The organism is Variovorax sp. AC103, from assembly GCF_979254005.1.
This window is the reverse complement of sequence record NZ_CEEDFC010000009.1, coordinates 88,842-101,085: the sequence shown is the minus strand read 5'-3', so window position 1 is coordinate 101,085 and position 12,244 is coordinate 88,842. Positions and strand designations below refer to the sequence as shown.

Genomic DNA, 12,244 nt, shown 5'->3' with positions numbered 1-12,244 from the left:
ATCCCAGCCTTTCCCCAAAGGGGGAAGGAGCAACACCATGAACGCCACCAACAAACCCATCAACCAGAAAGCCTGGTGGCTCGTCCTGCCGGTGCTGATCTGCGTCGCCTTCTCCGCCATCGTGCCGCTGATGACGGTGGTCAACTATTCGGTGCAGGACATCATCTCGCCCGAGCGCCGGGTGTTCGTGGGCACCGAATGGTTCGCCTCGGTGATGCGCGACGACGAGCTGCACCAGGCGCTGTGGCGCCAGCTGGGCTTCTCGTTGTCGGTGCTGCTGGTCGAGATTCCGCTGGGCATCGGCCTGGCGCTGTCGATGCCGGCCAAGGGCTGGAAGTCGTCGGCGGTGCTGGTGGTGGTGGCGCTGTCGCTGCTCATTCCGTGGAACGTGGTCGGCACCATCTGGCAGATCTACGGGCGCGCCGACATCGGCCTGCTGGGCCATGCGCTGCAGGTCATGGGCATCGACTACAACTACACGGGCAGTGCGACCGACGCCTGGCTCACGGTGCTGGTGATGGACGTGTGGCACTGGACGCCGCTGGTGGCGCTGCTGTGCTTCGCGGGTCTTCGCTCGATTCCCGACGCCTACTACCAGGCCGCGCGCATCGACGGCGCCAGCAAGTTCGCGGTGTTCCGCTACATCCAGCTGCCGAAGATGCGCGGCGTGCTGATGATCGCGGTGCTGCTGCGCTTCATGGACAGTTTCATGATCTACACCGAGCCCTTCGTGCTGACGGGTGGCGGGCCGGGCAATGCGACCACCTTCCTCAGCCAGTACCTGACGCAGAAGGCCGTGGGGCAGTTCGACCTCGGGCCGGCGGCCGCGTTCTCCCTGATCTATTTCTTGATCATCCTGTTGTTCTGCTTTGTGCTCTACAACTGGATGCAGCGGGTGGGTACGCAGGAAGTCGAGGTGGAGAAATGAATCCGTCGCCGAGCCGCCTCGAGGCGGATGCTCCCCTTCGGGGGGACGGCGCGCCGCGCCAAGGGGGTCAACATGTCTGAGAAAAGATTCCACAAGCGCAGCATCTTCCTGGTGCTGTACATCCTGTTCGCCCTGTTGCCCATCTACTGGATGATCAACATGAGCTTCAAGACGAACGAGGAGATTCTTTCGAGCTTCTCGTTCTTTCCGCAGCAACTCACCTGGGCCAACTATGCGCGCATCTTCACCGACGAGTCGTGGTACTCGGGCTACATCAACAGCCTGATCTACGTGGCGATCAACACGGTGATCTCGCTCACCGTGGCGCTGCCGGCGGCCTATGCGTTCTCGCGCTATTCGTTCCTGGGCGACAAGCACGTGTTCTTCTGGCTGCTGACCAACCGCATGACGCCGCCCGCCGTGTTCCTGCTGCCGTTCTTCCAGCTCTACAGCACCGTCGGCTTGATGGACACGCACCTGGGCGTGGCACTGGCGCACCTGTTGTTCAACGTGCCGCTGGCCGTGTGGATTCTCGAGGGCTTCATGAGCGGCATTCCGCGCGAGATCGACGAGACGGCGTACATCGACGGCTACTCGTTCCCCCGCTTCTTCGTCACCATCTTCCTGCCGCTCATCAAGGCCGGCGTGGGCGTGGCGGCGTTCTTCTGCTTCATGTTCAGCTGGGTCGAACTGCTGCTGGCACGCACGCTCACCAGCGTCAACGCCAAGCCGATCGTGGCGACCATGACGCGCACCGTGAGCGCATCGGGCATGGACTGGGCCACGCTGGCGGCGGCGGGCGTGCTGACCATCGTGCCGGGCGCCATCGTCATCTGGTTCGTGCGCCACTACATCGCAAAAGGCTTTGCGATGGGCCGCGTCTAAGGAGACCGAGACATGTTCGACTGGATGGTCTGGACCACCCCGGTGGCCGTTTTCTTCATCTGCATCGCGCTCATGCTGGTCGGCATGACGGTGTGGGAATTCAAGTCGCCCACCGTCATGCGGCGCGGCTGGCTGCCCATTGCCACCACGCGCGGCGACCGGCTCTTCATCGGCCTGCTGTCGGCGGCCTATGTGAACCTGGTCTTCATCGGCCTGGCCGGCAAGTTCCAGGAGTGGATGAGCCTGGAGGCCGAGCCCTCGATCTGGATCAGCTTCGTGCTGTCGATGCTCGTGCTCGCGCTGGTGATGCGCAAGGGCTAGGCCCGGAGGATTTCGAGATGCGTCCGGCTCTCCGCCTCCCCGGAGCCGAGATGAAAGAACCGGGGAAGCACAACCGAGGAGACAACATCATGAAGATGCGCTACACGGCATTGGCACTGGCAGCGGCGATGTTCGCCGCGCACGGCGCTGCATCGGCCGGAGAAGCCGAAGCCAAGAAATGGATCGACAGCGAGTTCCAGCCATCCACCCTGTCCAAGGACAAGCAGATGGAGGAGATGAAGTGGTTCATCGACGCCGCCAAGAAGCTGCAGGCCAAGGGTGTGAAGGAGGTGTCGGTCGTTTCCGAAACGCTGACCACCCATGAGTACGAATCCAAGACCCTGGCCAAGGCCTTCGAGGAAATCACCGGCATCAAGGTCAAGCACGACCTGATCCAGGAAGGCGACGTGGTCGAGAAGCTGCAGACCTCGATGCAGTCGGGCAAGTCGATCTACGACGGCTGGGTGTCCGACTCCGACCTGATCGGCACCCACTACCGCTACGGCAAGATCATGTCGCTCACCGAGTACATGGGCGGGGCCGGCAAGGAGTTCACCAACCCCGGGCTCGACCTGAAGGACTTCATCGGCACCAGCTTCACCACGGCGCCCGACGGCCAGCTCTACCAGCTGCCCGACCAGCAGTTCGCCAACCTGTATTGGTTCCGCGCCGACCTGTTCGCGCGCAAGGACCTGCAGGACAAGTTCAAGGCCAAGTACGGCTACGACCTGGGCGTGCCGCTCAACTGGAGCGCCTACGAGGACATCGCCGAGTTCTTCAGCGTGGACGTCAAGACCATCGACGGCAAGCCCATCTACGGCCACATGGACTACGGCAAGAAGGACCCGTCGCTGGGCTGGCGCTTCACCGATGCGTGGCTGTCGATGGCCGGTGCCGCCGACAAGGGCATCCCCAACGGCATGCCGATCGACGAATGGGGCATTCGCGTGGCTGCCGACAAGTGCACGCCCACGGGCGCCTCGGTCTCGCGCGGTGGCGCCACCAACTCGCCGGCCGCCGTGTACGCGCTCACCAAGTACATCGACTGGATGAAGAAGTACGCGCCCAAGGAAGCCATGGGCATGACCTTCGGCGAATCGGGCCCGGTGCCCGCGCAAGGCCAGATCGCCCAGCAGATCTTCTGGTACACGGCCTTCACCGCCGACATGACCAAGAAGGGCCTGCCGGTCGTGAACGACGACGGTTCGCCCAAGTGGCGCATGGCCCCCGGCCCGAACGGTCCGTACTGGAAGCAGGGCATGCAGAACGGCTACCAGGACGTGGGCTCGTGGACCTTCTTCAAGGGCCACGACGCCAACAAGACGGCAGCGGCCTGGCTCTACGCGCAGTTCATCACTGCCAAGACGACCTCGCTGAAGAAGTCGATCACCGGCCTGACCTTCATCCGCGACAGCGACATCCGCTCGGACTACTTCACGCAGAACGCCAACAAGTACGGCGGCCTGATCGAGTTCTACCGCAGCCCGGCGCGCGTGGCGTGGACCCCGACCGGCACCAACGTGCCCGACTATCCGAAGCTCGCGCAGCTCTGGTGGAAAAACGTGGCCGAGGCCGTGACGGGCGAGAAGACCCCGCAGAAAGCCATGGACAACCTGGCCGACGAAATGGACAACGTGATGGCCCGCCTGGAGCGCGCCGGCATGGCCCATTGCGCGCCCAAGCTCAACCCGAAGGGCGACCCGGCCAAGTACCTGAGCGACGACCACGCCCCGTGGAAGAAGCTGGCCAACGAAAAGCCAAAGGGCGAGACCATCGACTACAACAAGCTGCTGGGTGCCTGGAAGGAAGGCAAGGTGCGCTGAGCGCCTGCTGCCACTTTTCGCCAGCACACGGGAAGGGTCCGCGCCGAAGGGTGCGGACCTTTTTTTCTGTACGGGCCGCCGTGGGGCCGGCGCGACGGCATGACCAATGGCAGATGCGTTCTGCCGATGCTTGGCTTACATTCGACGGCCCTCGAAACTGCCCGCCACGTGACTTCCAGTTCCCCCAGCCCTTTCGGACGCCCCAAGCGCGTCCTGTTGATTCGTTACTCGCAATCCGGCCAGCTCGACAGCGTGGCGGGGCAGATCGTTGCGCCCCTGCGCGCCGACCCGTCGATCCAGCTGCACGAGGAAGTGCTGCGGCCGCTCGCGCCGTTCCCCTTTCCGTGGCCCTTGCTGCGCTTCTTCGATGCCTTTCCGGAATCGGCCCACATGAAGCCGCAGCCGCTGGCGCCGCTGTCGTTCACCGGCGACGAAGATTTCGACCTGGTCATCCTGCCGTACCAGGTGTGGTTCCTGGCGCCTTCGCAGCCGGTCACCGCCTTCCTGAAGCACCCTGTGGCAGCGCGCCTGCTCAAGGGCAAGCCGGTGGTCACGGTCATTGCGTGCCGCAACATGTGGCTGCTGGCGCACGAAAAGCTCAAGGGCATGCTCGCCGACGCCGGCGCGCGGCTCATCGACAACGTGGTGCTGACCGACCCCGGCCCCACGCTGGCCACCTTCTTCACCACGCCGGCCTGGCTGATCTGGGGCCGCAAGCGCGGCTTCTGGGGCATGCCCGACGCCGGACTGAGCGCTGAACAGATGCGCGGCACCGCCCGTTTCGGTCGCGCCCTTCGCGATGCGCTGCACCAGGGCCTGGAGCGCGGCACGCAGCCCCTGCTGGCCGGCCTGGGCGCGGTGCAGGCCGATGCGCGCCTCCTGATCAGCGAGAAGGCGGGCACCCGCAGCTTCTACCTCTGGGGCAAGCTCATCATGGCGGCGGGCGGCCCCGGCGCCCGGGCGCGCAAGCCCTTGCTGCTGCTCTATGTCGTGTTCCTTCTTGCGCTGATTGTCACGGTCGTCCCCGTGAGCTTGACCCTCCAGGCGCTTCTGCGACCTTTGTTCAAGGGGTGGCTGACTAAAATGACAGCCCAATTCGAGTGCCCGTCGGGCTCTGCCACGGACCGCTCCCACCTCTATGACGACTGATGTCTTCCTGACCCGCACCGCCGCTTTCCTGCCCTTTTCCCCGGTCAGCAATGAAGACATCGAAGAAGTCCTCGGTCGCATCGGCGGCAAGGCCTCCCGTGCGCGGCGGCTGATTCTTCGCAGCAACGGCATCCAGTCGCGCCACTACGCCATCGACCGCGCCACCGGCCAGCTGGCCATGACCAACGCGCAGCTCACCGCCTCGGCCATCCGCGGCCTGGGCGACGACATCGGCCCGGTCGACTGCCTGGCCACCGGCACCTCGCTGCCCGACCAGCTGATGCCCAACCACGCGGTGATGGTGCATGGCGAGCTCGGCTGGCCACGGCTCGAAGTGGTGGCCTGCGCGGGCATCTGCCTGGCCGGCACCACGGCGCTCAAGCATGCGTGGCTGTCGGTGCGCGCGGGCGACGCGCGCCGCGCGGTGGCCACCGGCTCGGAGCTGGCTTCGGCCGTGATGCGCGGCTCGCGCTTCGAGGCCGAGCTCGAGCACAAGCTCGAAGCCCTGGAGGCCCGCCCCGAGCTGGCCTTCGAGAAAGATTTCCTGCGCTGGATGCTGTCCGACGGCGCCGGCGCCGTGCTGCTGGAGCGCGAGCCGCGCGGACCGCTGTCGCTGCGCGTCGAGTGGATCGAGCTGTCTTCCGCCGCGAATGAACTGCCCGTGTGCATGTACGCCGGCGCCGAGAAGAACGCCGCGGGCGGCCTCGACGGCTGGGCGCGCAAGTCGCCCGACGACTGGCAGCGCGAATCGACCTTCGCCGTGAAGCAGGACGTGCGCCTGCTCAACGACAACATCGTGCGCGCCACGCTGGGCGAGCCGCTGGCGGCCATCATCGAGAAGCGCGGCCTGAAGGCGGCGGACATCGACTGGTTCCTGCCGCACCTGTCGTCGCACTACTTCGTCGAGCCGGTGGCCCGTTGCCTTGAAGCGGTCGGCCTGACGATCCCGCGCGAACGCTGGTTCAGCAACCTCGCCAGCAAGGGCAACACGGGCTCGGCGTCGCCGTACATCATGCTCGACGAGCTGTTCCGCTCCGGGCGCATCCAGCCGGGGCACAAGCTCCTGATGTTCGTGCCCGAAAGCGGCCGCTTCTCCAGCGGCTTCATCTACATGGAGGCGGTATGAAAACCCCACGCTCAACGCTTCGCGTATCGCTGCCCGCCGAGGGGGCGCAGGCCTGCCTTGGGTCGGCCCGGCGGGAGGCCTGACATGGACCTGGACGCAGTTCCGCAGGAGGGCAACGCCACCCTGGCCGGCCATTCCAAGCTGATGTATGCGCGGGATGCCCAAGGCCGCGTCGTCACCACCACCTCGCGCGGCTGGGAGGCGGAAGAGATCGTCACCAGCCATGCGGTCGACCTGCTGGTCGACCAGGCGCAGGCCGCGAAGCAGCGCGTAAAGGCCGGGCTCGCCTCGCCGCTCGAGTACTGGATGTACACACGCCGCATGGACGTGGCGCTGCTCTCGCAGACCAGCGGCTTCTGGCAATGGCGCGTGCGCCGCCACCTGCAGCCGCGCCATTTCGCCGCGCTGTCGCCGGCCCAGCTCGCGCGCTACGGCGAAGCGCTGGGCCTGCCCGTTTCCACCTTGCGAAGCCTGCCGTGAACTTTCAACACCAACAGGCGGCGCACTGCGAAAGCGGCGTCATCTCCAGCCTCATGCGGCACCACGGCGCGCCGATGAGCGAGAGCATGGCGCTGGGCCTGTCGTCCGCCATTTCGTTCGCGTACCTGCCCTTCATCAAGCTGTCGGGCCTGCCGCTCATTTCGTACCGCATGCCACCCCGGGCGATCATCAAGGGCCTTTTGGCCCCGATGGCCGCGCGCTTTCGCTTCGAGACCTTCCGCAGCCCCGAAGCCGGCCAGAAGCGGCTCGACGCCTTGCTGGCCGACGGCCAGCTGGTGGGCCTGCAGACCTCGGTCTACTGGTTGCCGTACTTTCCGCCGAACATGCGCTTCCACTTCAACGCGCACAACCTGCTGGTGTACGGCAAGGACGGCGACGACTACCTGATCAGCGACCCGGTGTTCGAGGAGCCGGTGCGCTGCCCGAGCGGCGACCTGGCGCGCGCGCGCTTCGCCAAGGGCGTGCTCGCCCCCAAGGGCCTCATGTACTACCCGCAGGCCATCGAGCGCAAGGCGGTCGATGCCGCCTCGGTCACCAAGGCCATCCGCAAGACCGTGCGCACCATGCTCGCGCCGATTCCCATCGTCGGCGTGCGCGGCATGCGCACGCTGGCCAGGCGCATGCAGAAGCTGTCGCCCACCGACCCGCGCAGCGTCGACTTCATCGGCCACGTGGTGCGCATGCAGGAAGAAATCGGCACGGGCGGGGCGGGCTTTCGTTTCATCTACGCGGGCTTCCTGCAGGAGGCAGCGCAGCTGCTCGACAAGCCGCAGCTGCAGCAGATGTCCGAGCGGCTCATTGCCATCGGCGACGGTTGGCGCGCCTTTGCGCTCAAGGCGGCGCGCATGGTGAAGGGGCGCGAGGCGGTCGACCCTGCGGCGCTGGCGGACAAGCTGCGGGAGCAGGCGCAGCAGGAAGAGACTTTCTTCCGCGACCTCAAGGCTGCCGTCGCCTGATGCTGGCATTGCAGCAGCTCGGCTACCGCTATCCGCACGCCGAGGCGGCGGCGCTCGCCGACGTGTCGCTGGAGGTGGCCAGAGGCTGCGTGCTGGGCTTGCTGGGCCCGAACGGCGCTGGCAAGACCACGCTCATCTCGCATCTGTCGGGCGCCCTTGCGGTGCAGTCGGGCGAGATCCTCATCGACGGCCAGCCGCTGCGCCAGGTGCGCGCAAGAACGCCCACGCGCATCGCCGTGGCGCCGCAGGAGCAGGCCTTCTATCCGATGCTCACCGTCGCGGAGAACCTCGCGGTGTTCGCGGCGGCGGGCGGCCTGTCGGGCGCGCGCAAGAAGCAGCGCGTCGATGCCTGCACGCAGTTCGCCCAGCTGGAACAGTTCGCAGGCGTTCGCGCCGAGCGCCTCTCGGGCGGTCTGAAGCGACGGCTCAACCTGGCGATCGCCTTGCTGCCCGAGCCTGAACTGATGCTGTTCGACGAACCCACCGTGGGCGTCGATCCGCAATCGCGCGCCTTCATCCTCGACGCCATCAAGAGCCTCGCGCAGGCCGGCGCGGCCGTCATCTACGCGTCGCACTACATGGAAGAGATCGAGGCCATTGCCGACCGCGTCGCCATTCTCGATCGTGGGCATGTGCTGCGCGAAGGGGCGCTCGATGCCTTGCTCTCGAAGAGCGCGATGCTGCTCACGCTGGCCGCCGACGGGCTCGACGCCGACATGCTCGCGCACTTCGGCACCGTGGAGCGGGACGGTGTGCACTGGCGCATTCACTTGAACGAGCGCACCGGCCCCGCCACGGTGCTGGCCGCACTCGAAGCCGCCGGCATCGAAGTGCGCCACGCCGAGTTCGGCCGCCACGACCTCGAGCAGCTGTTCATGGCGCTCACCCACCGCTCGCTGCGCGACTGAACGCCCGCCCATGCTCCTCGCGCTCGTCAAGAAGGAACTGCTCGCCCTCGTGCGCGACATGCACGGCCTGGCCGCGTTGTTCCTCATGCCCATGGTCTTCATTGTGCTCATGTCGCTCACGCTGAAAGACATCTACCGCCCGCCGCTGGCCGAGCTGAGCTATGCCGTCGACATGCGCGACACGGCCACGCCCGCGCAGTGGCTGCAGCAGCTCTGGCAGCGCAACCACGGCGCGCCGCAGCCGCTGGGCACCGACTGGCAGGCGCGGCTGCGCAACGGCTCGCTGAAGTACGTGATCGTGATGGAGCCGGGGCTGTCCGAAGAGCTGGAGTCGGCCGCGCTGTCGACCCAGGCGCGTGTGCAATTGCTGACCGAACCCGGCATCGACGCCAACCTGTTCAACGCGCTGCGCGCCGAACTCATCGGTGCGTCGGGCGAGCTGAAGGCGCGGCTCGCACTGGCGGTGCCGGGCACGGCCGGCCCCGCGCCCGATGCGTCCATCCAGGCGATGGTGCGCGCCGAACGTTTCTCCACCGCCGGCCCGCGGCCGACCTCGGTGCAGCAGAACGTGCCGGCCTGGCTGGTGTTCGGCATGTTCTTCGTGGTGGCGTCGCTGTCCAGCCTGTTCGTGCAGGAGCGCAGCTCGGGCGCGCTTGGCCGCTTGCAGAGCCTGGGCGTGTCGCGCACCATGCTGCTGGCGTCGAAGGCGCTGCCGTACCTCGGCGTCAATGCGCTGCAGGCGGTGCTGATGCTGGCCGCCGGCATCTGGCTCATGCCGCTGATCGGCGGCGACGCGCTGTCGCTCGCGGGCATCCATTGGGGCGCGCTGCTGCTGTCGTTGGCAGCCGTGAGCCTGGCGGCGGTGAGCCTGTCGCTCGCGCTGGCCTGCCTGGTGCGCAGCCATGCGCAGGCCGCCACCATCGGGCCCATGGTCAATGTGCTGATGGCGGCGGCGGGCGGCATCATGGTGCCCAAGTTCGTCATGCCGGGCTTCATGCAGCGGCTGGTCGAGGTCTCGCCGATGAACTGGGGGCTCGAAGCGCTGCTGACCGTGCTGCTGCGCGGCGGCGGCGTGGCCGATGCGCTGCCGCAGATCGGCCGGCTGGCCGGGTTCGCGGCGCTGATGTTTCTTCTGGCCGTTTTTCTGTTTCGCAGGCGCACACCGTGAGCACCGTTACCCCTGAATTCATCGCCGGCCTGAAGGCCATGGTGCTCGAAGCCGTTGAAAAAGATGCGCCCCCGGGCGGCCTGGGCGACGACGAGCCGCTGTTCGGCCCCGAGGCCCGGCTCGACCTCGATTCGCTCGACGCCCTGCAGGTGTCGATGATCATCCAGCAGCGCTTCGGCCTGCGCATGCCCGACAGCAAGGAAACGCGCCGCGCGCTGACCTCCATTGCGCACCTGGCGCAGCACCTCGCGCAAGCGGGTAAGGCATGAGAAATGTCTTCCTGGCCGGCACGGGCCTGGCCAGCGTGCTGGGCGACGACATGCGCGCCGCGTTGGCGGCACTGCAGCGCGGCGGCGTTCCACCGACACCGGTGACGGTGGCGCACGGCGTGTGCTGGCCCGTCTACAAGCTGGCGGCACGAGAGGGCGACTGGACCGAGCGCGTGCGCCACACCGTGCGCAGCGTGGTTGCGCAGACCGGCGACTGGGGCGCGCGCACCGCGCCGTTGTTCGTCGCCTCGTCCTCGCTCGACATCGGCGGCATGGAGCACGTACCGCAGGATCAGCGTTTCGGTGGCGACCTGCAGGATTTTTCGGATGTGGTCGCACGCGCGCTGGACTGGCAGGGCCCGGTGTTCACCGTGTCCACCGCCTGCACCTCGGCGCTCAACGCCGTGCTGGCGGCTGCCGACCTGGTTCGCGGCGGCGATGCCGCGGAGGCGCTCGTCGTCGGCGCGGAGATGGACAACCGCTTCACCGTGGCCGGCTTCGGCGCGATGCAGCTGCTGGCACCCGACCGCGCGCAGCCCTTCGGCGCGCAACGCAAGGGCCTGGTGCTCGGCGAGGCCGTGGCGGCACTGCGCCTGCGTTGCGAGCCCGCGCGCTGGCAGGTCATGGGTGGCTCGAACGTGGTTGACGGCCGCAACCCGTCTGGCACCGAGGCCTCGGCCGTACGCGCGATGTGCCGGGAGGCGCTGGCGCGCAGCGGCCTGCAGCCCGGCGACATCGACCTGATCAAGGTGCAGGCCGCGGGCAGCCCGGTCAACGACGCCATCGAGGCCGAGGCGCTCAAGCAGGTGTTCGATGTGTTGCCGCCGCTGGTCTCGCTCAAGTCGGCCCTTGGCCACACGCTGGGCGCCGCCGGTGCGGCGGAGCTGGCCTTGCTGGCCGGCTGCATCGAAGGCCGTGTGTGGCCCGTGCGGGACTACCCGCTCGACGCGTCGCTGGGCATCGCCTTGAGCGAGCAGGCGCCGCGCACGCTGCGCCACATGCTGCTCAACGTGGCCGGGTTCGGCGGCGGCCATGCGTCGCTCGTGGTGAAGGACTGCGCGGCATGACGAGCGACACCGCGAGCGGCTGGCGCACCGTCGCCCACTTCGTGGCCGATCCGCTGCCCGAGGCATGGCGCGACGACCTGGCGCAACGCCTCGGCCGGCGGCCGCGCCGTGTCGGCCTGTGGACAGAGCTGGCGATGCACGGCGCGCGAAGCTGCGTCGATGCGGCCGGCGAAACCGCCTTGCCGGCCGACGCGCGCATTCGCGTGGCGAGCCTGCGCGGTGCGTGGAGCGCGATGCATGCGGGGCTGTCGCAGCTGGACATGGGCCTGCCGATGCCGTTCACCTTCATGCAGAGCCAGCCCGCGCTGATGCTGGCCGAAGTGGGCCGATGCCTCGAATGGCAGGGCGACGCGAGCTTCATGCTGTGCCGCGATCCGCAGCGCCTGCTGCAGCTTGCGAAGCGGGGCGCTGCGCGCGACGGATTGCTGTTCGGCGTGGTCGACGAAGCGTGCAACGGCGAGCCGGCACGCTCCGAGTGGTGGCGGCTGGTGCCCGCCTGAGCGGGTCGCTCAGCCTGCGATCGAGCGCTGCAGGTTGAGGCGCGCCCGCACCTCGAGCAGCGCATGCATGCGCGGCGTGGCGTAGAGGGCCGGGCGGTCGAGAAAGCGCTGAAGAATCTCGCGCCGGCGCGGCAGGCGCACCTCGAGCGGCACGAAGGCGTATTCGGCGCCCACCTGTTGCTCGTATTCGTCGAAGCGCGCGCGCTCGGCACCGAGGATCGACAGGTCGATGTCGATCAGCAGCTCGGCATCGCGGCCTTCGGGCACCGCGTCGTGCCGCGTGGCCATCACCAGTGCATGAACCCGGTCGGCTGCCGCGTCGCCCGCGCCCGCCGCCCGCAAGGCCTGCCGCGCCCAGTCGGCGCTGCGCGCTTCGTTGTCGTGCGCGTGCACGTCGTAGACCGCGTCATGGAACCAGAGCGCAAGCGCCACTTCGCCGGGGCGTTCGGCCAGCGCCTTCTCGCGCTCGAACCAGGCCAGGCATTCGCCCAGGTGCTGCATCGTGTGGTAGTGGCGCTGGGGCTCGCCGTAGCGGCGCTGCAACTCCGCGCACAGCGCATCGTTCGGCGCGTTGTTCGTCGCGGTGACGCCCAGCGCCTGCCAGGCCTCGTTCCAGTTCGCGCGCAGCGCCTCGGGCGTCATG

The 12,244-nt window shown here is 67.6% G+C and carries 14 protein-coding genes; 13 read left to right on the top strand and 1 reads right to left on the bottom strand.

Going from position 1 to position 12,244, the window contains the following annotated elements; genetic code table 11:
- Window positions 1-37: 37 nt before the first annotated feature.
- The 13 genes from AC0IYU_RS15105 (at window position 38) to AC0IYU_RS15045 (ending at window position 11,601) form a co-directional block, all read left to right on the top strand.
- Window positions 38-928, top strand: coding sequence for a carbohydrate ABC transporter permease (locus tag AC0IYU_RS15105; RefSeq protein WP_472118207.1), 891 nt, complete (start codon window positions 38-40; stop codon window positions 926-928).
- A gap of 72 nt (window positions 929-1,000) precedes the next feature.
- Window positions 1,001-1,813, top strand: a complete 813-nt coding sequence (locus AC0IYU_RS15100; protein WP_339094276.1) for a carbohydrate ABC transporter permease — start codon at window positions 1,001-1,003, stop codon at window positions 1,811-1,813.
- A 12-nt stretch (window positions 1,814-1,825) separates the two neighbouring features.
- Entirely contained in the window at window positions 1,826-2,134 is a 309-nt protein-coding gene (locus tag AC0IYU_RS15095) for a DUF2160 domain-containing protein (RefSeq protein WP_472118204.1), read from the top strand.
- A gap of 89 nt (window positions 2,135-2,223) precedes the next feature.
- Window positions 2,224-3,957, top strand: coding sequence for an ABC transporter substrate-binding protein (locus tag AC0IYU_RS15090; protein ID WP_435440122.1), 1,734 nt, complete (start codon window positions 2,224-2,226; stop codon window positions 3,955-3,957).
- A 216-nt stretch (window positions 3,958-4,173) separates the two neighbouring features.
- Complete coding sequence (locus tag AC0IYU_RS15085) at window positions 4,174-5,106, top strand: dialkylrecorsinol condensing enzyme (RefSeq protein WP_472118201.1); 933 nt, start codon at window positions 4,174-4,176, stop codon at window positions 5,104-5,106.
- Window positions 5,096-6,232, top strand: coding sequence for a beta-ketoacyl-ACP synthase III (locus AC0IYU_RS15080; protein WP_472118199.1), 1,137 nt, complete (start codon window positions 5,096-5,098; stop codon window positions 6,230-6,232). Before AC0IYU_RS15085 ends, AC0IYU_RS15080 begins: the two co-directional genes overlap by 11 nt.
- 84 nt (window positions 6,233-6,316) lie before the next feature.
- Window positions 6,317-6,712, top strand: a complete 396-nt coding sequence (locus tag AC0IYU_RS15075; RefSeq protein WP_472118196.1) for a DarG family dialkylresorcinol biosynthesis protein — start codon at window positions 6,317-6,319, stop codon at window positions 6,710-6,712.
- Window positions 6,709-7,689: a BtrH-related acyltransferase DarH gene (gene darH, locus AC0IYU_RS15070; protein ID WP_435485323.1), complete on the top strand. Its 981-nt coding sequence runs from the start codon at window positions 6,709-6,711 to the stop codon at window positions 7,687-7,689. Before AC0IYU_RS15075 ends, darH begins: the two co-directional genes overlap by 4 nt.
- Complete coding sequence (locus tag AC0IYU_RS15065; RefSeq protein WP_472118193.1) at window positions 7,689-8,597, top strand: ABC transporter ATP-binding protein; 909 nt, start codon at window positions 7,689-7,691, stop codon at window positions 8,595-8,597. Before darH ends, AC0IYU_RS15065 begins: the two co-directional genes overlap by 1 nt.
- A 10-nt stretch (window positions 8,598-8,607) precedes the next feature.
- A complete protein-coding gene (locus AC0IYU_RS15060) occupies window positions 8,608-9,765 on the top strand; it encodes an ABC transporter permease (protein WP_472118190.1) in 1,158 nt (385 codons plus the stop codon).
- A 38-nt stretch (window positions 9,766-9,803) separates the two neighbouring features.
- Window positions 9,804-10,034: an acyl carrier protein gene (locus tag AC0IYU_RS15055; RefSeq protein WP_472118566.1), complete on the top strand. Its 231-nt coding sequence runs from the start codon at window positions 9,804-9,806 to the stop codon at window positions 10,032-10,034.
- The gene (locus AC0IYU_RS15050; protein ID WP_472118187.1) at window positions 10,031-11,101 is read left to right on the top strand and encodes a beta-ketoacyl synthase N-terminal-like domain-containing protein; all 1,071 of its coding nucleotides are present in this window, start codon (window positions 10,031-10,033) and stop codon (window positions 11,099-11,101) included. Before AC0IYU_RS15055 ends, AC0IYU_RS15050 begins: the two co-directional genes overlap by 4 nt.
- Entirely contained in the window at window positions 11,098-11,601 is a 504-nt protein-coding gene (locus AC0IYU_RS15045; RefSeq protein ID WP_472118184.1) for a hypothetical protein, read from the top strand. The genes AC0IYU_RS15050 and AC0IYU_RS15045 overlap by 4 nt, the downstream gene beginning before the upstream one ends.
- A 9-nt stretch (window positions 11,602-11,610) precedes the next feature.
- Here AC0IYU_RS15045 and AC0IYU_RS15040 read toward each other — a convergent pair whose 3' ends face one another.
- Complete coding sequence (locus AC0IYU_RS15040; protein ID WP_472118181.1) at window positions 11,611-12,243, bottom strand: HD domain-containing protein; 633 nt, start codon at window positions 12,241-12,243, stop codon at window positions 11,611-11,613.
- Window position 12,244 lies beyond the last annotated feature (1 nt).

Bases quoted from the DNA above. Each gene is read 5' to 3' on its own strand.
- AC0IYU_RS15090 (WP_435440122.1), top strand. From the start codon at position 2,224: ATGAAGATGCGCTACACGGCATTGGCACTGGCAGCGGCGATGTTCGCC.
- AC0IYU_RS15055 (WP_472118566.1), top strand. From the start codon at position 9,804: ATGGTGCTCGAAGCCGTTGAAAAAGATGCGCCCCCGGGCGGCCTGGGC.
- AC0IYU_RS15080 (WP_472118199.1), top strand. From the start codon at position 5,096: ATGACGACTGATGTCTTCCTGACCCGCACCGCCGCTTTCCTGCCCTTT.
- AC0IYU_RS15065 (WP_472118193.1), top strand. From the start codon at position 7,689: ATGCTGGCATTGCAGCAGCTCGGCTACCGCTATCCGCACGCCGAGGCG.
- AC0IYU_RS15095 (WP_472118204.1), top strand. From the start codon at position 1,826: ATGTTCGACTGGATGGTCTGGACCACCCCGGTGGCCGTTTTCTTCATC.
- AC0IYU_RS15050 (WP_472118187.1), top strand. From the start codon at position 10,031: ATGAGAAATGTCTTCCTGGCCGGCACGGGCCTGGCCAGCGTGCTGGGC.
- AC0IYU_RS15105 (WP_472118207.1), top strand. From the start codon at position 38: ATGAACGCCACCAACAAACCCATCAACCAGAAAGCCTGGTGGCTCGTC.
- AC0IYU_RS15060 (WP_472118190.1), top strand. From the start codon at position 8,608: ATGCTCCTCGCGCTCGTCAAGAAGGAACTGCTCGCCCTCGTGCGCGAC.
- AC0IYU_RS15100 (WP_339094276.1), top strand. From the start codon at position 1,001: ATGTCTGAGAAAAGATTCCACAAGCGCAGCATCTTCCTGGTGCTGTAC.
- AC0IYU_RS15045 (WP_472118184.1), top strand. From the start codon at position 11,098: ATGACGAGCGACACCGCGAGCGGCTGGCGCACCGTCGCCCACTTCGTG.
- AC0IYU_RS15075 (WP_472118196.1), top strand. From the start codon at position 6,317: ATGGACCTGGACGCAGTTCCGCAGGAGGGCAACGCCACCCTGGCCGGC.
- AC0IYU_RS15040 (WP_472118181.1), bottom strand. From the start codon at position 12,243: ATGACGCCCGAGGCGCTGCGCGCGAACTGGAACGAGGCCTGGCAGGCG.